The following is a 20,498-nucleotide window of genomic DNA, read 5'->3' as shown; positions in this document are numbered from 1 at the left end:
TCGTCTTCGGCGGCGGTCAGGGTGCATTTCTCCTCTGCGCTCTCTGCGCCTCTGCGTGAAACTTGATCTGCTTGGCGAGCCAGTCGTTCTGTCCACCTCACCCGAAGTACCCCTCCAGCTCCTCCGGGAAATACTGCAACGCGTTCTTCACGCCGAGCGGAAGTCCACCGCCCAGCGCGCACAGGCTGCCGATCTCCATGGTTTCCACCAGGTCGTTGAAGAGCGTGCGGTCGATCTTCCTACCGTGCAGGCGCGCACCTTGGATGAGTTCCTTGCCGCGCGTGCTGCCGATGCGGCACGGGAAGCACTTGCCGCAGCTCTCCATGGCGGTGAACGCGAAGAGGTGCTCCAGGTATTCCACCATCGGGAACGAGGCCGGTATGCTCAGCACGCTGGCGTGGCCCAGCAGGAAGCCGTTCTTCTGGAAGCTCTCGAAGTCGATGCTGAGATCGTTGATCTTCTGCAACGGCACGATGCCGCCCAGCGGACCGCCGATGTGCAGCGCCTTGGTGGGACGCGCGAAGCCCTGGCCCAGTTCATCGATGACGCGCGCGAGCGGTGTGCCGCACTCCACTTCGTAGAGCCCGGGCCGGTTGAAGCCGCTATCGAGGCAGACGAGCTTGCTGCCGTTGCTCTTTTCGCTGCCCAGCTTGGTGAAAGCGGCGCCACCGTGCTTCACCACCCATGGCACGCATGCCAGTGTTTCCACATTGTTCACCACCGTGGGACGATTGAACAAACCCTGTTGCGCCGGGTAGGGAGGGCGTGTGCGCACTTCGCCGCGCTTGCCTTCGATGCTGTTGAGCAATGCGGTCTCTTCACCGCATACATAGGCACCGGCTGCCTTGATGACCTTGAAGCGCCAGTTGACGCCGCTGCCGTTGATGTTGCTGCCGATCCATCCGTTGGCCTCCAGATCGCTCACGGCCTGCTTCACGATCTCCACGGCTTCCGGATATTCAGCACGGATGTAGAGCACTCCCGTGTCCGCGCCGACGCAATAGCCCGCGAGCATCATGCCCAGCAGCACCAGGTGCGGCCGTTGCTCCAACAGGTAACGATCGCTGAACGCGCCGGGATCGCCTTCGTCGGCGTTGCATACGATGTACTTGCGCGGTGTGCCATTGCCCGACGTGTCCTGCGCGTCCTTGCACGCCTGCAGCTTGAAGCCCATCGGGAAGCCAGCGCCGCCGCGCCCACGGATAGTGGCGGTTTTGATCTCGTTGAGGACATCATCGGAACTGCCCTTCAGTACCTGTTCCCACAAGGCGTAGAACTCCGGCAGCGATGGCATCGGCGCAGTGAGGATCGGCTGCGCCATGCTGGTGCCCACGTGGTGGGCGTCCATGCCGGGGTATGTATTGACCCCATCCCCGGCCCTTCCCCGAGGGGGAAGGGAGAGGATACGATCAAGTGCATCGATCGCCTTGCCCGAATAATTGAGCCCGCCAACATTGAACGCGCTGTTCTCATGGCAGCGGCCCAAGCAGCACATGTGCCCGATCTCCTCCGCCTTGAAATGCTTCGCCAGCGCGTGGTGCACCTTGTCCTGCGTGCCTGCAACGAGGCAAGCGCTGCCGTTGCACACGTACGCCTTCTTGCCCTTGTTCTCAGCCTTCAGGAAGTCGTAGAACGAGCTGGTGCCGTAGGTGATGGCCTCGCCCACGAGGAAGTCATCGGCGATGCCTTCGAGTTGTTCGGTGCTCGGTGCACCGTCCGCAGCAGCGGCCTGCTGCAGGCGTTCCCAGAGCGGGTCGGTCAGTTCCTTGCCGTCCTTGCCGCTCAGTGAGGATATGTTCTTCGACATGCTCTATAGAGGAATTGCGACCGATCGCGCCTGCCTGCCGCAGGCAGGGCCGGAAAGAGAAGAGATGTTCTTGGACATGCAGAAAGACGGGCTGTGCGCCCGAACGGACCCAAAGTAAGGGGCAGCCTATTGCATCTCATCTTTGGACATGCGTTCCTTCCTCCTGTTCTTCATGGCGCTCAGCGTTCGTGCTGTGTCCCAGCCTTACCAGATCGGCACGGCCACTACGTCGTTCTTCGATGCGCAGCGCTCGCGCAATGTGGATTGTGAAGTGCACTATCCGGCGACTTCCACCGGCACCAACGCGCCGTTCGAGGCTGGTTCCTTTCCGGTGCTGGTGGTCGGTCACGGGTTCGTGATGACGGTGAACGCGTACGACTATCTGGTGCAGCATTTCACTCCGCTCGGGTTCATCGTCGTGCTACCGACCACCGAAGGCGGCTTCGCGCCCGACCACGCCGACTTCGGGGCCGATCTCGCCTTCTTGAGCGAGGCGTTGCGCGCCGCAGGCAACGACACGCAATCGCAGTTCTACGGGCACGTGCAACCGCTCACCGCCCTTATGGGGCACAGCATGGGGGGTGGCGCGGCGTTCCTGGGTGCTTCGGGCAATACCGATGTGCAGGCGCTGATCACCATGGCGCCGGCCGAAACGAACCCCAGTGCCGTTGCAGCGGCGGCGGGTGTGCAGGTGCCCACGCTCGTGTTCGCCGCCAGCGAGGATTGCGTGACGCCCATTGCCGACCACGCGCAACCGATCTACGATGCGGTGACCGTGCCTTGCCGTGCGTTCATCAACATTACCGGCGGCGGACATTGCTATTTCGGCGACAACAATTTCAACTGCACCTTCGGCGAGTTCACCTGCGGGCCGAACCTGACCATCTCGCGCGCGCAGCAGCAGGACGTCGTGACCGATATGGCCACGCTCTGGTTGCAGCAGAACCTTTTCGGGGACCTTGCTGCTGAGCAGGCCTTCACCGATTCGCTTTCCGCCAGTGCGCGGTTCACGTCCTCGACAGCCTGCTTGTCAACCCGAGTGGAACCGCCGCAGGACCACCAGACGTGGCATATGAACGCTGATGCGGCAGGTGTGTCGATCATGGGCCTTGTGCCCGGAAGTGTTGTGCGCCTCTTCGACCTGCTGGGCCGTGATCTTCATATCGCAACTGCTGCGGGCGATCGCATGCAGATCACTACCGGTGCAAACGGGCCGTTGTTCGTGGGTGTTTCGGAAGGCGGGCGATGGACCGCACGGCCCGTGCCGTTGGTGCGCTGATCACTCTTCGCTACCGGCAGTGCGGTGCTTCCGCTTGCGTGTGTACCCCTTCTTGTTCTTCACCACGCGGGGCCGGTAGCGCCCGTCGAACACGCCCTGATCCTTCTGCTCCTTGCGTTTGGCAGCGCGCTCAATACGGCTAAGGTCCTGCGCCGCGACCTTCACCGTGGAGCGTTTGCGGCGCGGTGCCATCAGCGGGTTAGGCCGTAGTAGTGCACGTCCAGCAACTTGCCTTCGCCGCTCCGGAAGTCGTGGCGCAGTGTGCCCTCGCGCTCGAAGCCGCACTTTTCGGCTACGCGGATGCTTGCGATGTTGTCCGGCACGATACGCGCGAAGATCTTGTTGACCCCCAACTGGCTGAAGGCGAAGTCGGTGGCCCAGATGAGGCCCATGCTGCCGAGACCGTGCTTCTCGTAAGGTTGCGCGATGAAGTAGGCCGTCTCGCACTTGGGCACCGTCCAGTCGAACTGCTTCAGGAACACCGCGCCGATGGGGTCGCCACCTTCGAACTCGCGCAGCACGAAGCAGAAGTACTCGCGGCGCCCGGCGAACTCCATGATCTCCTTGAGGTATTTGCGCGTACTGCGCACGTCCACGCAACGCTCGCAAGTGCGCGGGAAGTAGGTGGACAGGCGAGCGTGCTCGGTGCGCACGAGGTTGTGGAAGCCCTCGTCATCGCGCTTGTGCACCGGTTCGATGATGACCGACTCGACCATGTTCAGCTGTTGCGGTCGGCCAACGCTGCTGAGCGCAGTTCGGCGGCCTTCTGCGGGCCAAGGTACCGCTCCACGCCTGCATGCACGGCATACACGAGCGGTGTGGCGAGCACCGCCACGATCAACTTGTACGTGTAGGCCGTGAGCACCATGGCCGTGCAGCGCGCGAAGGTGAAGTCGTCGCGCATCACCCAGAAGGCGACATAGGTGACCACCACGCTGTCCACCAATTGGCTGATGACGGTGCTGCCCGTTGCCCGCAGCCAGATGCGCTTGTCGCCGGTGATGCGCTTGATGCGGCGGAAGATGAAGGCGTCGACCAGTTGGCCCACCACGAACGCGGTGAGCGAGCCGATGATGATGTTCATGCCCTGGCCGAAGATGCCCGCGAACGCCGCCTGCATGTCGGGCACGCCTTGCGCACTGTTCATGCCCACCCAGAAACCCGCAGGCGGCATGCCGATGGCGAAATACATCACCACGAACGCGAAGGCGATGAGCACCGCGGTGAGAACGGTGAGGAAGCGCACGCCGCGCACGCCGTAGTAGTCGTTAACCACATCGGTCATGATGAACACGATGGGCCACGGCAGCACGCCCACGCTGAGCACGAAGCTCAAGTGTTCCTGGCCCAGCAGGCTGAAGTCGGCGATGGACAGCCCGAGAGCCGTCTCCAACTGGAACAGCTTCACGCCGATCATCTCCGCCAGCAGCGCGTTGGCCACGAAGAAGCCGGCCAGGAAGAGGAAGAGCCGCGTGGCTTTGTCGCCGAGGATGGAGTGGATCATGCCTGTGGGTGCACAAGATCGCCCACGCGCACGATCCCCTGGTCCGGCGCCACCGCGTTCATCCCGAACAGCACCTTGTTGCCAACGGAGCGGTAGGAGGCGAGCGTGCGCAAGGGCTCCTTGCCGCGTTCACCGGTCGTCTGGTCCGTGGTGGTGATGATGCAACGGCCGCAGGGTTTCACCAGGGAGAAACGCGTTCCGCCGATCATCACTGCACGCCAGCCATCCTCTTGATAGGCCTCGCCACCGGCCACGACGATGTTCGGGCGGAAGCGGTCCATCGCGATGCGCTCGGAGGGGTTCAACCGTGCGTTCAGATCATCGACGGAAGCTTGCGACACGATCAAGTACGGATAGCCGTCGCTCAACGAGGTACGCGCATTCACATAAGCGGGATCGGTAGGGCGCACCGAAGCATCGGGCATGTAAGCGAGCGAGCAGACGATGCCCAGCTGATCAGCGAACCACGCGGAGACTTCCACCGGTGCATGCAGCACATCCACGGTATCGCTGAATACTGATGCGCGGGAGGCGGCTCCCGAAGCGAGCGACCAAGGAACCTCGGTCACGGAGCCATCGCGCACATCCGTGACGCGAAAGCCATCGGTAAGCGGCGCACAGTGCATGCATGTGAGCGCACTGCATTCGCGCTGCGTGATGAAACGGGCGTCGGCATCCACCAGCATCCAACGCCGGTCGTGCTCGAAGCCACGGTCGGTGAGTTTTGCCCCTTGCACAGCGAAACCACCGAGCGACTTCACCGGGTGGATGTGCAACGAAGCGACGCTCAGCATGACGGCATTACATCCGCACCACACGGTGCAGTTCATCGCGGCCGTTGCGGTGCACACGCAAGTAGTAAGTGCCGGGCGCGATCGGTAGCGTCACGGTCCAAGCTGTACGCTGGCGTTGGTAGCCCCGCCCTACGACCTGACCGGTCGCAGTGAACACCTGCACGGCAGTGATGCCTGCGCCGGTGATCGTGACGTTGCCGTCGCTCGTGGGATTGGGTCCAACGCGCACCGCGTCATCCAGCAAGTCATCAACGCCCAACGGCCCGATGCCCGTACTGTCATGCGCCACCAACGTGGGTGTGCCGTCCATGCTCTCATACATCGTGCGGAACGTGTCGATGCGGGCACCGGCATTGCTGAACATCTCCGCGTTCCAGCGCGGCGGCACGGGTTGGTACCACACACGGGCATGCACGCTCAGCGCACCGGTGTACGTGCCCATGGGCACGTGATAGTGCACGATGTCGGCGCCGGTGCCTTCGTTGCCGAGTTCGTCCAGGTTGAAGTCGGTATCGCTGGCGGGCACACCGGCAATGGCGACCGTATCGTAGGTGGAGTGGGCTGTGCTGAAGCCCTGCGGTGTAACGCGGTTGTCTTTCAGCGCCGTCTTCGCACGCTCCAGCACGGTGGTCACGTCGCCGTTCACATCGCCCATCACCATCTCGTAGATCTGGGCTTGCTGCCCGTTGCTGATCACATTGAAGTGCGGTTCGTAGGTGGCGTCGTGGCCTTCCACTTCCATGGTTGCATCAAAGGCACCGCTGCTGAATAGCGTGTCGCCGTTGGCTTTCAGCACCGTGAGCTCCACGAAGGCACGGCGGCTGGGGTAGCCGCTGGGGAACTTGTGGCCGGTGAGGTTCAGCAGGCGTACATCAATGAACGCCGTGTCGGCATCACGCGCGGTGATGGTCGCATCCAATTCCACGCTGCGCTGCTGGAGGTTGGCCAGGGTGCGTGCTATGGTGCTGTCGAACTGCGCATCGGTGGCCGGTATGCCGAGTTCATCCTGATACTGCTTCATCAGTTGCAGCATGAACACGTTCCCGCCCGCGAGATGGTGCAGGCCGTACGGCGAATGTCCCGGCAGGAAGATGTACTCCGCGGCCAGTTGGATGCTGTCGGTAATGCGCGGCATGTGACAATCGCGGCAGGTCTGGGTGCCGTCATACACACTGTTTTTCCACTCGTGCCAGGTGGCCTGCTCCACGAACTCATCGCCGGTGAGGTTGCCGTTGAGGTCGATGGTCTCGGTGATGAGCGTGTGGCACCCGGCGCACACACGGCCGTCCAGGATGTGTTCCCCGAGCTGCGGTGTGAAGCGCACGAAGAACTCCATGATGTTCTGATTGATCACGTCATCGGCATACGGGCCGTAAACCTGCGCACTGTCGAACCGCAGTTCGCCGCTGAAGAGGGTGCCCGCGCTGTCGGGGTTCAACCCGTGGCAGGCCAGGCAGCTCACGCCTTCTTGCCCAATGACGCTGGTGTCCAGCATCGCCGCCGTGAACGCAGGCCAACCCATCAGATCGCTCTCGTGCTTGGCCAGGGGCGCGTGGCAACTGAGGCACTTGCCTTCAATGGCGCCCTGATGGCCGGGGTTCACCAATACCTCGTGTTCCAGCTTGGCGCGGAAGAACGGATCGCGCGCGCTGTTGGCCATCATGGTGCTGCGCCAGTCGCCGGTCACGTTCACATCGTTGCCGCTGTCGTCCACCATGGCGATGCCATCGGGATCGTGGCCATGGCAACCTGCGCACTTGCCGGCCGTGATGAACCACGGGCCCACCTGCACCGTCAGCGAATCGCCCAGGTTCTTCAGCATCCACAGCTCCAAGCCGCTGTGCGGTCCCTGGCGCGGCTCGGTGGCGGTGGTCCAAGCGGCGAAGAGGCCCACCACACCGAGCACCCCCAGTACAACCTTGACCTGTCGTGGCGTTCGCATCACTTGAAGGTGCGCCAAAGTACTGTGGTGGATGAATGGCCCTGCGGCGCTTTAAGTGTCAAGGTTCAAGTGCCAAGTGCCAAGATCCAAGGGGTTACGCCCCGGTCTCTGGTTATTGAACCTTGACACTTGAACCTTGGGCTTTGGCACTTGAGTCACTCCTACGCCCGCCATCCACGCACCACCGTTCATGCTTCCACGTTGGTATTCCAACGGCGGTCAAGTGCGCCGGTACTTTTGGATCATGTTGTCATCGCTCCGCCGCATCGTTGCCGCCTTGGTGATCGTGTTCAGTGTAACAGTGCCATTGTGCGCCCAACCCTATGTGGACTATTGGGACAGTCTGCAGACCGTGAAGCGCAGCGAAGGCATCTATGTGAACGGACTGGAGTGGGGCGAGTGGAGCTACTGGGACCGCGATGGCAAGCTGACGGAGATCAGCAACCAAGCCGCAGGGATCCTCCACGGCCGCACACGCAAGTTCTACCTCAACGGCCAGGTGCAGCACGATGGCTGGTTCCGCAAAGGCAAGCAGGACAGCATCATGACGAGCTACTACGCCAACGGCCAGTGGATGGAAACGGGCTGGTACAAGCACGGCGTGAAGGACAGCACGTGGCAGTATTTCCAGAGCGATGGCAAACCGCTGCTGAAGGAACGCTGGGAGGATTCGCTGGTCATCGTCATTGATGCATGGGACAACACGGGGAAGCAGACGCTGGCCAACGGTGATGGTGTGGTGTACGCCTACTTCCCGAGCGGAAGCGTGCAAGAGGAAACGCACTACAAGCTCGGTGTGAAGAGCGGTCCCAGCACGCTGTTCTACCCCACCGGCAAGCCACAGCAAAAGGGTGCCTACCTCGGTGGTGCGCGTCACGGCACTTGGGAATACTGGTTCGCTGACGGCACGCTGCAAAAGCGCGAGACCTACGACAAGGGCGCGCTCACCGGTCCCTACCTGCTCAACTTCAGCAGCGGCAAACCCAACGTCACAGGGTTCTACAAGGTCGGCGCGAAGGACAGCCTGTGGACGTGGTACACCACCCTTGGCCACAAGGACATGGAGGGCGGTTTCCGAGCGGACCAACAGCACGGCGCATGGCGCTACTGGTACCCCGGCAAGGAAAAAGGACCGATACCACAACTCAGCAGCACCGGCACCTACGCCGATGGCAAGGAGCACGGCGATTGGGTGTACTTCTACGAGGGCGGGCAGTTCTGGAAGAAGGGCGGTTTCACCAACGGGCTGAAGTCCGGGGTGTGGACCACGTGGTTCGAGAACGGGCAGAAGTTGCAGGAAGGCCCCTACGTGAACGGCGTGGCCGAGGGCGAATGGAGGAGCTGGTTCGAAAGCGGCCAGCAGAAAGACATCGGCAGCTTCCTGCAAGGGAAGATCCACGGCCTGTGGAGCGGCTGGAACCCGCAAGGCCAGCAGGAATACGAAGGCTGGTGGAAGGACGATCTGAAGGACGGCGCGTGGAAGTTCTGGTGGGAGAACGGCAAGCTGAAGGAAGAGGGCTTCTACGCCAAAGGCAAGAAGGGCGGCCGTTGGGTGAGCTACAACCAGCATGGCACCATCACGGCGGAAGGCACGTACCTGGAAGGCGTGCCCAACGGCGCGTGGATCTACTACGACGATGCCGGCGTGAAAATGCGCGAGCAGAGCATGGTGATGGGCGATCCCGATGGCACCTGCACTGTGTACGACCAACGCGGCCGCGTGGTGCAGACCATGCAGTACAAGGAAGGCCGCCTGCACGGCACCATGACGACCTACGACACCAATGGCCGCCCCACCAAAACGGTGGAGTACGAGTACGGCCAACTGAAGAAGCGCGAACCGGAAAAGGGCAAACCCATGGGCGGCGGCGTGCCGGGCGGGAAGCGTTAGCGAAGACCCGGTCCAGCGCCGGTTTTTGTTGCGCTCCGTGCGTCCATCGTTGCGGATCCATCCCAGCAGGTCGCTTTGTTGTGTGACGTTTTTAACTGCGATCAGGTGCAGAACATCGCCATTGTTCATGGCTTCTGTGCAGCGTTATGCTTCTTGTGCTCAAGTTATCCACCAGTGCAATAAGCCGCCGCACGCGGCGTACCCACCTCCGAACGCCTGACCTGTACACACGCACCACATGTTGGCATGGGCCCGTGCACCATGCGGCGAGCTGGCGGATAGGTTCGTGTTCAACCGGCAAGGACTTCCCGGTTCGAGGTCCGAACTCACCTAAACCCTTACGAACATGGAGACGATGAACAGGCCCGGTGCACACCGGGAGAGGGGGAGGAACAGGCTCGCGGCATGGCGCGCGGGCAGACTTATGTGCAGAGTGTTGATGTGGGGAGGGGTTGCCCTAGGTTTCGGAGAGAGCCCAGCGGTGTGCGGGCAGCAGATACCTGCACCAACATTGGACTGGCGAAGCATTACCTATGAAGATGACCAGCCGACCTTCGGTATCAACTACCAGTGGGATGACCTGCAGAACCAGTTCGTCGCGGTGGGAAGTCCGAACGGCGAAGAGCAAAGCCTCGAAGAGAGCAGCGAAGAGTGGTGGTACTCTGTGACACCTTGGAAAGTGAACGGCGTTACCATGGGATACTATGCTGTTGGATATGCCTTCTGGGCGAACTGGGCGCCCGGGGAACAGGGGGCTGCGGTCCTTGGAATGGATGACGATATATCGGCTACTGAGTTCACCACAACCGACAGGGTTAAAGGAGGTCAACGCGGTAGCTGTCCAAATTCGACCTCAACGGAAAACTACTGTGGTACACGGCGCTCATGCCCCGCTGGTTGTACAACGTCATTCAGGACGCGCAGGGGAATGTTGTCGTGGTCGGCTACGCTGGCACCAACGAGCCCTTGCCTGACATGAACGATGTGCCCACCTACGTCAACCCCTCTGGTTCAGGCGATATCGACGTCTCCGGGTTCTCAATAGAGGATTACGGTTCCTTCGGCAACAAGGCGTATATGGCCAAATACAATGCCCAAGGCGACCTGCTTTGGCTCAATTTCTACACGGCCTTCGATGATTTAGAAGACGGCTGGGGCACGGAGAGCATTTTCTGGGATGTCTGCGAGGTGACCATTGCGGGGCAACCCACGTACGTTGTGGTCGGTGACAGCGAGCATCCGCAATCGAACGGCGACAAGTGGGGTTTTGTGGTGCACACGGATGTAAACGGCAACGTGTTGCGCAAACACTCGTATCGCTCTGGTGAAAGCACCTGGGACGGTATGGTTCCCTCCGCATGGTTCAGCGGCACGGATTCGCGGGGTGGTGCGTTCCACGCGGTGGATTCGAAGCCCGGCTCACAGCAGGTAGCCATCAGTGGTTTGTACACCAACGTACTGTCCGATGCGGAAGCCGGTGGCAATTTGGACATCAAGTACAAAGCGCATTGTATCCTTATGCAGCTCGATCTGTCCCAAGTGAATTGGTATGAGCCGGACTTCTACCGCAACACGGGCGATCCGAATGACCCAATCGTGTCGCAGGGTGGAAACGAGACAGCGCGCCAACAAAACACTACTGGCGTAACCTATGTGAACTCGGGTGGCACTTGGCGCATCCTTTGGCCTGTTGTCTCGAACTTCTTGCTGCACAGTGAGTCCGCTTACAATTCGATCTATGCAAGGAAGAGCATTGCATCACTGAAAGTGCATGCCCTGAGCACCGCCGGAGCGTTGCAATGGTCCAGCGACCTCGGCGAGGCGAGGGCCTACGACCTTCAAGCCGATGGCTGCAGCACGGATGGCGGGAACACCTATTCGGTGGTATGCACCAAGTGGCCAGCACCGTTCGTTCATGCTCCCGGCGGCTCCGGTCCTGATGATGACCGCTTCGACTCAGATGACTTGTCGCCGACCACCTTCACCTGCCTGGAGACCAACTTCTCCCAAGGGCCAGGAGTTTGGGCGGCGGACGAGTACCACTTCAGTTATTGGAACACGAATGCATACGTGGCAAAGCTCAACACGCTGAACGGCGCAGTGGTGTGGGAAACAGACTTTGACAGCGACCCGACCACCGAAGCCGGATGCTATCCCGATGATATGCGCAAGCAAGAGTGCATGTACAAAGTCGTGGAAGCCCCGGACGGAGGGTTGGTGGTATGCGGCAACACCAGCCACAACTTCGACGATTACTACTTGGCCAAGCTCCACAGCGACTGTATGGGCCGCGCTGTTTCCCTTATCGACTACGGCAACATGCCCGGCACGTACACAGCTGCCGACCATACTTACACCGTGGCCGCCGCAGGCGAAAGCTGGAACCAGGATATGGACATACACGGCATTGTGCGGGTGCCCAACGGTGCCACGCTCACCATCACCGATGCCGCCAAGATCCGCTTCGCCGATAGCCGCAAGCTCAACTACCCCACCCGCATCCATGTGGAGGTGGGCGGCAAGCTGGTGGTGGAAGGCGATGCCCTGCTCACCAGCATGGACCAATGCCCCGGCAGTATGTGGGACGGCATTGTGAACATGGGCTCCAAGTTCAGCCAGGACGAAAGCAATTTCTCCCAGCAGGGCTATGTCTCCTTGGCGAACTGCACCGTGGAGAACGCTCGCACTGCCGTGGCCTGCAACAGCCCACTTCGTGGACGGCGAAACCATACCGGCCCACGAACTCCAGTTTGCCGGAGGCGGCGTTGTGCGCGCCAGCAACGTCCTCTTCAGCAACAACGTGCGCAACGTGGTCATGGGTCCCTACGAGAATTTCCAGCCCGGCGATAACTCCAACGTGCGGCCCAACCGCTCGTGGTTCCACCGTTGCCGGTTCGAGACCAGTGCCACCTTAACGGACAATCAGCGCTACCCCATTGAGCATGCTTACCTTTTGGGCGTGCGCGGCGTCAACTTCCTGGGCAACACCATGATCAACTACGGGCCCTTCCCGGCCCAGGTGGATGGCGAAATGGTCACCTCTGATCGATTCGCGGGCACGGGCATCACCGCCATCAACACCACGCTGCGTGTTCAAGGCCATTGCGATGTGCTTGTACCCGTGGGCACGCCCTGCCCACCGGCCGACTTCCAGCGAGGCCGCTTCGAAGGGCTGGCACAAGCCATGTACGTGAGCAGCTTCGACCCCGGCCGCACCTTCATTGTGGATGAGTGCGACTTCCACCTCTGTTACAACGGCGTGCGCATGGAGGGCATACAGGACGCAGCCATTACGCGCAGCACCTTCCTGGTGGGCGAACCGCAGCAGGGCGATTGGGAGAACGTGCCTTACGGCGTGTACTCCGACCAGTGCACCGGCTACGAAATAGAGGAGAACAGCTTCACGGCCACCAACACCGCCACCAAACCCATGGTGGGCCTGGTCATCAAAGACAGCGGGCCTTACAGCAACCGCTTCTACAACAACAGCTTCGATGGCTTCGATGTGGACAACAGCACCGGCAGCATCATTGAAGGCGTGAACGCCGATGCCAACACCAACTACCTGGAAGGCTTGGAGGTGAAGTGCAACGACTACGGACAGGTGGTGAAGAACAGTTTCGATGTGGGGCTTACCGGGCCTGATGTGAGCGTGAAGAATGCACAGGGGGAGCCGATGGTACTGCAAACGGACTACGACAAACCCGCCGGCAACCGCTTCAGCGTGGCCCACGACGGCACGTTCGATACTGAGGAGGATTGGTTCGTGGAGGATGTTTCCAATTTCGTGGAGTACTTCCAACACATACCAACCCCTGGTGATCGCACCGAGCCGGTGTACCACGACTCTGGGAACTTGACGCCAAACTCAAGTCCGTTTACTTGGCCGGGGAAAGCACTAGCTTGTCCGAGTGATTTGTCGCACGGCGACGACCCTGAAGAAAAGCGCCTTGCCAGTCTTGCGGCCGACGGTGAGAAGCAAGATGCAGAAGATGCCTACGAAGCCGCCAAGGACGATGGCGATACCTATTCGTTACTGGCTTATGTGAGCGACGGCAGCAAGAGCAGCACCCAGGTGCGCAATGCCTTGCAAAGCGTGGCGCCCAAGGTGAGCGAAGAAGTATGGACCGCTGCCTTTGCCCGCACCCCGGCAATGAGCCAGTTGCACATGGCGCAAGCCTTGCTGAGCAACAGTCCCTTGCAAGGCGAGGTGCTGAAGCTGATGAGCAACAGCGGTCTGGGAGCCTACTACCAGCAGTTGGTTTGGAATGCACAGGACGGCACCGCGAACATCCTTACGCTGCTGGAGAGCGCCATCGCCTATGCCGCGAGCACAAAAGCGCAAGCCCTCACCGATCTGGGGCGCCTCTCTTGGCTTGCAGATACGGACTTGAGCGCTTCGCTTGTCGCGCTAAAATCCTGGCACGAGGGACTATCCGCAGAGAACAACGCTGCTGCGATCGGGGGAGTATTAGCCGCAAAGGCCGACGAAGCGGCACTTTTTACGTTGGCCCAGACTACGGAACTGTCAACTCCGACACCTGAAGTCTATGGTGTGCTCAAGCGGTATGCCATTGGTCTGGACGATGCTGAGTGGACGGTACCCACCGCTGCTGATATAGCCTGGCTGCAGAGCACCGCTGCGCAACGTGCGTTGATCGGCTCGGCTCATGCGCAGGCGTGGCTTCTTGCGCTCGGTCACCAAGACTTGTCAGAGATCATCATTCTGCCACCACTGAATCGGGCGCCAAGAATCGAGAACAACACCACACATGGATGGTCAAGTTCGGATGAGATTGCGGTTAACGCTTATCCGAACCCGGCGAATTCGGGAACCGTTTTGGATTTGAGGTTACCAAACACCAATGACGCAGGGAGACTGCGGGTTGTGGATGTGAGCGGCCGGGTGATGCATGAGACCATCTTGGGTCCTGACCAGCAATTGGTTGATCTCACAACCAGTTCATGGACCAGCGGCTTGTACTTCGCTGAGGTGTGGATGGGGAATGAACAGGTTGCGGCTTTGAAACTTGGGGTTCAACACTGATGATGTTCAGATTGCTTGTCATAGCGCACTGCGCACTAGTTGGAGCCCTGGCCCATGGCCAGGGCTTCAACCGGCGCTACGACTCGTTAGGTCAAGGAATGGCGCAGTCTGGTTTGAATATGGAGCAAATCCCAAGTGGTTATGTCTGCTTCACCACGAGCGAGCAAGTGGACAGTCTTGGTCCGGACTCTTTCTTTTACCATGCTTCCGTAGTCCTTACTTTCCTACAACCAGATGGGGGCGTTGACGCAACTGCCATCGCGTTTCGCGATCAGCATAGTTCAGTCGCGGGGTGGTCGAACTGTTGCGATTCCGCGGTTGGTGGTGGCTTTGTCTCAGGGGGGGCGAGTGAGGCAACGGACGGCACGGATGAAATCCATCTGATCCGGTTCGGACCAACTGGCGACACCCTCTGGACGCGTGTCTACGGGGGGCTGAACGAATACTGGATAGGCCGCCAAGTGAAGTGCACCCCCGATGGTGGCTTCCTCATAGTGGGCGATACCGATGCCAGCGGTTTTGTGGATGGCTTTGCGTTGAAGACCGACAGTCTGGGGAATGAGCAATGGAGGCAGACCTATGGTGACAACATGATCGATGGGCTGGTCACGGTTGATAGAGCAGAAGATGGGTTTTTGCTAGGTGGGGTGAAGTTCCTTGGAGTGGACGATTCGCAATTCTGGGTGCAACGGATTGACACGTTGGGCAACACGTTATGGGCCGTACAGTGGGGCGGGCCTTTCGAGGAATCGAACGCGCAACTCACCACTCTGTCCAATGGACACGCGCTCATTGCCGGTGCATGGGGCTACGCCCTCGACTTCGGTGACTCACAACCGTACATGGCGAAGTTGGACTCTGCTGACGGCTCGATCATGTGGGAAGCAGAGTATGGCACATCGGCTTACGGCACCACCTTCTTCGCCGCCAAAGAGCGCTACAACGGCGATCTGATCGCCTGCGGCGTTAGCTACGCCAGCGCTGGCCACCAACAGGGGCTGCTGCTGCGCACCAACAGCGCAGGCGATAGCCTTTGGATGCGCAGCTACTACTACCAGGACACCCTCATCACCACGGGCCAAGGCCGCTTCTACGATGTGCTGCCCACCCCGGATGGTGGCTTCATAGCAGCAGGCTCGGCCTACAACCCTGCCGGTGCGCCCTACCAACCGGGCTACAGCCAAGACACTTGGGTGGTAAAGGTGGACAGCATGGGGTGCATTATGCCGGGGTGCGATGGCGTTGGTGTGCAGGAGTTGGTGACGAACTTGAGCGATGCGCTGAGCGTGTTCCCGAACCCCGCGAATGGTTCAACCACCGTGCAAGTGGATCTGCCGCAAAGCCTGCGCGGCAAGGCGCTGCGGTTGGTGCTCGTGAACGCGCAAGGGCAAGTGGTGCTCGAACAAGCAGCACAAGACGGCGCCAACACGCTCGACTTGTCTGCGTTGAGCGGCGGGTTGTACTATGTGCATCTGGCCAGTGGCACAACATGGCTGAGCGGCACTAAACTGATCTTGGAATGAACGCACATGGGGATGCACGACAGGTCGGAGACCTTAGACCGATGGCCACTCGGCGAAAAGCCGAGCGGCTGCCCGTGCGACAGCCGAGGCGCTGCGGGGGGCACACGGGCTCTGAACCCGAAGAAGATTGGTTCGTGCAAGACCAACCGAGCACCAACCAAGTCACATACAACCGCCATACCCTCAACGGCACTGATCGGTTCAGCCCCGCGTACCGGACGCCACTTGTGCTGGACGACATTGATGTAAACGTGACATGGCAGGACAAGTCGACCGCCTGTCCAACACGCTTGTCCGAGGACGACACCAAGGAAGAGCGACGCATGGCCTCCCAAAGCGCCGACGATGAGAAGCAGGACGCCGAGGCCGCCTACGATGCCACGAAGGACAACGGCGACACATACACATTGCTCAGCTACGTGAACGATGGTAGCAAGAGCAGCAGTCAGGTTCGTAGCGCGTTGCAGAGTGTTGCACCAAAGGTGAGCGAGGAGGTGTGGACGGCCGCCTTTGACCGCAACCCCGCTATGAGCCAGCTTCATCTCACTCAGGCTTTGCTAAGCAACAGCCCGTTGCAACCACAAGCGCTGAAGCTCATGGACAATAGCGGGATGAGCGCTTACTACAAACAACTCGTCTGGAACGCACAGGACGGCACCGCCAATATCCTCACGCGGGAATCGCCCCAGTTCACGCACCTGCGTTCGGGCTGCTTCGCCTCCAACACCAATGGCCTTACAGTGCGCGTGAACGGCGCCTACTTCGCAGCCTGCGGCCATGGCTTGGGCATCGTGGGCGCAAGCCCGGCCCATGTCACCGCATGCGATTGGAAAGAACCCGACCTCGACATGGTGGGCCAAGGGCTTGGCGGGCCCGTCTATGGCACCTTCCTGGAGGAAACGCCGGTCATACTCTTCGAGAACAATACGTTCTGGACCGAAGGGCTCAACTACGATTACGCATGCGTGGGCAGCACGTTCTTGAACACAGGGGCTGCCAGCAACACGTTCAACAACAACTGGTACGATGAGTTCAACTGCGTGAACTGCACTGCGAACGAAAGCGTAGGGGTCACGATACAAGGCGACAATAGCAACCTCACGCCCGGTTCCGGCCTAAAGTTCAAGTGCAACCGGTTCAGCAGTGTGTACGCCAACGCCTACGACATGGCCTTCACCGGTGGCGACGTTACCGTTGATCCGCAACAAGGGACAGCAGGCTTGCCCGAATTACAGGCCGGCAACACGTTCGCCAACAGTTGCACTGGCGATCAGCACATGTGGAATGACGGCCTGCCCAATCCCATCAACACCTTCGCCTACTGGCACCACGACCCGCTGAGCACGACCTACACCATTGTTCCGACATGCCTGACCACGCCGCTGACCAATGCAATCAACCAGAACGCAACCACCGACTACAACGATGGTTGCGGAGGTGGCCAGAACATGATGATGTCCACCTCCACCAACCAGGCGAACGCTGCGGCCAGCGCAGCAAGCGAACATGCCCTCTTGAAAGCCGTGTACGAGGACTGGACCGATGGCGGAAACACGGATGGCTTGGAAGACTACGTGCAGAACGGCGCGCACAGCAGCTACGACGTGCGCAACCAGTTGATGTTGGTGGCACCCAAGGTGAGCAGCAAGGTGTGGGGCCTGGTCTTCGAGCGCAACCCGGCCATGAACCCTTGGCACCTGGCACAAGCACTCATTGCCAACAGCCCCCTGGAGCCCGAAGTGCTGGCCATGATGGACCAAAGCGGCCTGAACGCGTACTACCGCCAGCTCGTGAACAACGAGCAGGACGGCATCAGCATGCACAGCATCTATCAGAGCGAGCTGGGTTACTGGCTCGGCGAGCAGAGCAAGGCCGTGTTCGCATACAGCGGTTCGGCCTTCGACGAAACTCCGCCCGTGACTTTCGCTGAAGCCATTGCCCTGCACCAGCAATACCCTGTGCCCGGCAGCGCCGAAGAACTGGTGCGTTTGCATGCAGCGAACAGCGACGTTACCAGTGCGCGGGCACTGGTCAACGATCAATTGGCCGCGCCGCACTCCACATGGTGGGATGTACAGGATCTCTGGCTCGCGCACATCGAAGCTGGATTTGAACCCAGCGATGTGGATGCTGCATTGCTCGCTCAGTTGCAGACTTACGCTGGGGCAAGCGACCTGGGCGCTGGCCTGGCGAAGGGCTGGTTGGCGGCATTGGGTGAACCCTTCGAGGCGAACATCATCCTGCCTACCGAAAGCCGCGCACCGGAGCAGCCGAGCAGTGCTGACGAAGCCGTTGCACCACTCTCCATGCTGGGTGTCTATCCGAACCCCACGCGTGGTGAAGCCTTCATCACTTACAACCTGCCCGAAGGCGTGGAGGATGCCGAGGTGGTAGTGACCGATGCCATTGGCCGACTTGTGTGGAGCAGGACGACCGGGCGGAGTAGCGGGGTGATGGATCTGCCGCGCGCTGCGATTGTGCCGGGCCTCTATAATGTTGTCCTGTATGCTGGCGGTGTGCGTATCCACGGCCTTAACTTCACTGCCGTTGAGTGAACGCCCATGCGCAGCTTACAGTTGCTGAGCCTTGTATGTGTGTTGCACGGGCCCGCCGCATGGTGGACCCGTGCAACCGCTCAAGGGTTCAATGCACGGTATGATACGATCACTGCGGGATGGGAGCAAGTGGGTTTTGCCATTGAAGAGAACGCCCAAGGTGAGCTCTTGGTCATCAGTGCCGGGCCAAGGGTGGATTCTCTTTATGCAAGCTCAACAGTTCAAATCGTTCGCCTTGCGGCAGATGGCACCTTGCTTAGTGCAGACCGGAACCATGTGCCGACCGGGGCGGCCTATCCCGGATCCGGGAACACATCCGATGTTCTTCCCGATGGACGAATAGCAATTGGCGGTAGCACATTAAATGCAGATACGGTTGCAAGGGTCGCTGTGTATTGGTTCGACCAGTGGGGTGCAGCATTGACCTATGTTGAACATACGTTTCCTGGCGATTGGATCGGCAATGAATTGAAATGCACCCCGGACGGCGGGTACATAGTTGTCGGCGGCACCTACACCGGCAACGGTACCCTTGATGTCTTTCTGTTGAAGCTGGACAGCGCGGCCAACGTGCAATGGGTGCAGACCTATGGCGGATCCCAGTGGAACGACTTTGCGGCCACCGTTGACTTGGCGCCGGGCGGGGGGTACTACATGGGTGGTGTGGTCGGCCTGGGCAACAACTCGTATGAGCCTTGGATCCTGCGCTTGGATAGCATGGGCGGCACTATCTGGTCCGATACGACTGGCTCCCCACTGAACGACCGTGGGCGGGCCGACCTGACCGCACTGGCTGATGGTCGCTTTGTTTATGGCAGCGGCAGACCCAATGGGGTCTTCTCCAACCATTGGCCGCAGCTGGTAAAAGTGGATAGCACAGGCACGATCCTCTGGGACAAGATCTACGATGTGCCATCTTACCTCTCCTTCCTCGTGAGCGTAAAGGAGATCACTCCGGGGGGAGACTTGATCGCAGCAGGCGAAAGCCATATCACCAATACCGTGGATGGTATCATGTTGCGCACCACCGCACAAGGCGATAGCATTTGGATGCGCCACTATGTGTATTACGACAGCCTGATGACCGATGGAACGGGCCGATTCTATGATGTGATACCAACAAGCGATGGAGGGTTTGCCGCCTGCGGGGCAGCCTATGGCAGCGCCAGCGGCAACAACCCGCCGGGCCTCACACAGGATGTGTGGGTAGTGAAGGTGGACAGCCTGGGTTGTATAGAACCCGGGTGCCATCTCATTACTGGCGTGCAAAGTCATGTGACCAACTTGCAGGGCGCATTGGTGGCCTGGCCAAACCCCGTTGCGCACGGCACAACCGCTACAGTGCACGTGGCGCTACCGGAGGCACTTGCCACCAGCACGTTGCGTTTGGCAGTGTCCAATGCCCAAGGGCAGTTGGTGTTGGAGCAGAGCGCCGTGCAAGGCAACAATGTGCTGGACACGTCGCGGCTAAGTGCCGGGCTCTACCATGTGCACTTGGCCAATGCAACCACGTGGTTGGCTGCCTGCAAGGTGGTGGTGGAGTGAGCGGGCACGGGAGGTGCTACCGCTACCTTCACTGCCGTTGAGTGATAGCCGATGCGCGCTGTTTTTCTACTGAGCCTTGCATGCGTGTTGCACGGGAGCATTTGCTCCCGTGCAGCAGCGCAGGGCTTTAATCGCCGGTATGATACCGATCCGGGGTTTGGTCAAATCGCATGGGGGGTGTGTCAAAACTCAAATGGCGATTTGTTGGTCGTGGGGAACGGAAACTGGATGGACACCATCAACTCGGTTTTCTATCCTTCACGTGCCTTGTCGTTGAAACTCACTAGTTCAGGAACTCCAGTGAACAGCGGATTATTCGCTGTCCCCTATGTTGCCACGTACGTTGGGTGGTGCAACGCGATCGTTTCAATGACGAATGGGCAGTATTGCACCGTGGGATCGTCGTCCGACACGAACAATGTTAAGCGCGTGACGTTGTTCTTTATGGATGCGGATGGATCTCCGTTGAGCAGTGTGCAGCCTGCTCAGCTTTCTAACATGATCGGTCGGCAGTTGAAACGAGCACATGGTGGTGGCTTTGTAGTCGTGGGAGATCACGCGCTCAATGGTCCGTTAGATGGGTTCCTGCTAAAGACTGATAGTGTTGGTAA

Annotated in this window: 12 protein-coding genes; 6 read left to right on the top strand and 6 right to left on the bottom strand. The window is 60.0% G+C overall.

Going from position 1 to position 20,498, the window contains the following annotated elements; genetic code table 11:
• Positions 1 to 97: 97 nt before the first annotated feature.
• A complete protein-coding gene (locus IPJ76_06575; protein QQR87885.1) occupies positions 98 to 1,807 on the bottom strand; it encodes an NAD(P)H-dependent oxidoreductase subunit E in 1,710 nt (569 codons plus the stop codon).
• Positions 1,808 to 1,955: 148 nt separating this feature from the next.
• Here IPJ76_06575 and IPJ76_06570 point away from each other — a divergent pair, with 148 nt between their 5' ends.
• Positions 1,956 to 3,086, top strand: a complete 1,131-nt coding sequence (locus IPJ76_06570; protein ID QQR87884.1) for a hypothetical protein — start codon at positions 1,956 to 1,958, stop codon at positions 3,084 to 3,086.
• Here IPJ76_06570 and IPJ76_06565 read toward each other — a convergent pair whose 3' ends face one another.
• Genes IPJ76_06565 through IPJ76_06545 form a run of 5 tightly spaced genes read right to left on the bottom strand, consistent with a single transcriptional unit; the run spans position 3,087 to position 7,326 of the window.
• Entirely contained in the window at positions 3,087 to 3,278 is a 192-nt protein-coding gene (locus tag IPJ76_06565; protein ID QQR87883.1) for a hypothetical protein, read from the bottom strand. It lies immediately after the preceding gene.
• The gene (locus IPJ76_06560) at positions 3,278 to 3,802 is read right to left on the bottom strand and encodes a GNAT family N-acetyltransferase (protein ID QQR87882.1); all 525 of its coding nucleotides are present in this window, start codon (positions 3,800 to 3,802) and stop codon (positions 3,278 to 3,280) included. The genes IPJ76_06565 and IPJ76_06560 overlap by 1 nt, the downstream gene beginning before the upstream one ends.
• 2 nt (positions 3,803 to 3,804) lie before the next feature.
• Positions 3,805 to 4,590, bottom strand: coding sequence for a queuosine precursor transporter (locus IPJ76_06555; GenBank protein QQR87881.1), 786 nt, complete (start codon positions 4,588 to 4,590; stop codon positions 3,805 to 3,807).
• Positions 4,587 to 5,384 (bottom strand): MOSC domain-containing protein, encoded by a 798-nt coding sequence (locus tag IPJ76_06550; GenBank protein QQR87880.1) that lies wholly within the window; start codon positions 5,382 to 5,384, stop codon positions 4,587 to 4,589. The genes IPJ76_06555 and IPJ76_06550 overlap by 4 nt, the downstream gene beginning before the upstream one ends.
• Positions 5,385 to 5,391: 7 nt before the next feature.
• A complete protein-coding gene (locus IPJ76_06545) occupies positions 5,392 to 7,326 on the bottom strand; it encodes a T9SS type A sorting domain-containing protein (GenBank protein ID QQR87879.1) in 1,935 nt (644 codons plus the stop codon).
• Positions 7,327 to 7,570: 244 nt separating this feature from the next.
• Between IPJ76_06545 and IPJ76_06540 the strand changes: the two genes are divergently transcribed.
• The 5 genes from IPJ76_06540 (at position 7,571) to IPJ76_06520 (ending at position 19,887) form a co-directional block, all read left to right on the top strand.
• Complete coding sequence (locus tag IPJ76_06540; protein ID QQR87878.1) at positions 7,571 to 9,217, top strand: hypothetical protein; 1,647 nt, start codon at positions 7,571 to 7,573, stop codon at positions 9,215 to 9,217.
• Between the two features lie 2,713 nt (positions 9,218 to 11,930).
• The gene (locus IPJ76_06535) at positions 11,931 to 14,264 is read left to right on the top strand and encodes a T9SS type A sorting domain-containing protein (GenBank protein ID QQR87877.1); all 2,334 of its coding nucleotides are present in this window, start codon (positions 11,931 to 11,933) and stop codon (positions 14,262 to 14,264) included.
• Positions 14,265 to 14,725: 461 nt separating this feature from the next.
• Positions 14,726 to 15,787, top strand: coding sequence for a T9SS type A sorting domain-containing protein (locus IPJ76_06530; GenBank protein ID QQR87876.1), 1,062 nt, complete (start codon positions 14,726 to 14,728; stop codon positions 15,785 to 15,787).
• Between the two features lie 134 nt (positions 15,788 to 15,921).
• Complete coding sequence (locus IPJ76_06525) at positions 15,922 to 18,342, top strand: T9SS type A sorting domain-containing protein (GenBank protein QQR87875.1); 2,421 nt, start codon at positions 15,922 to 15,924, stop codon at positions 18,340 to 18,342.
• Positions 18,343 to 18,348: 6 nt separating this feature from the next.
• Positions 18,349 to 19,887 carry a T9SS type A sorting domain-containing protein gene (locus IPJ76_06520; protein QQR87874.1) on the top strand — a complete coding sequence of 513 codons (1,539 nt, stop codon included), beginning with the start codon at positions 18,349 to 18,351 and terminating at the stop codon, positions 19,885 to 19,887.
• Positions 19,888 to 20,498: the final 611 nt, after the last annotated feature.

It is taken from the genome of Flavobacteriales bacterium (assembly GCA_016699575.1).
Taxonomy (GTDB): Bacteria; Bacteroidota; Bacteroidia; order Flavobacteriales_F; family PHOS-HE28; genus PHOS-HE28.
Note: the sequence above shows the minus strand (reverse complement) of the source record. Positions and strands in the feature narration are given on the sequence as shown.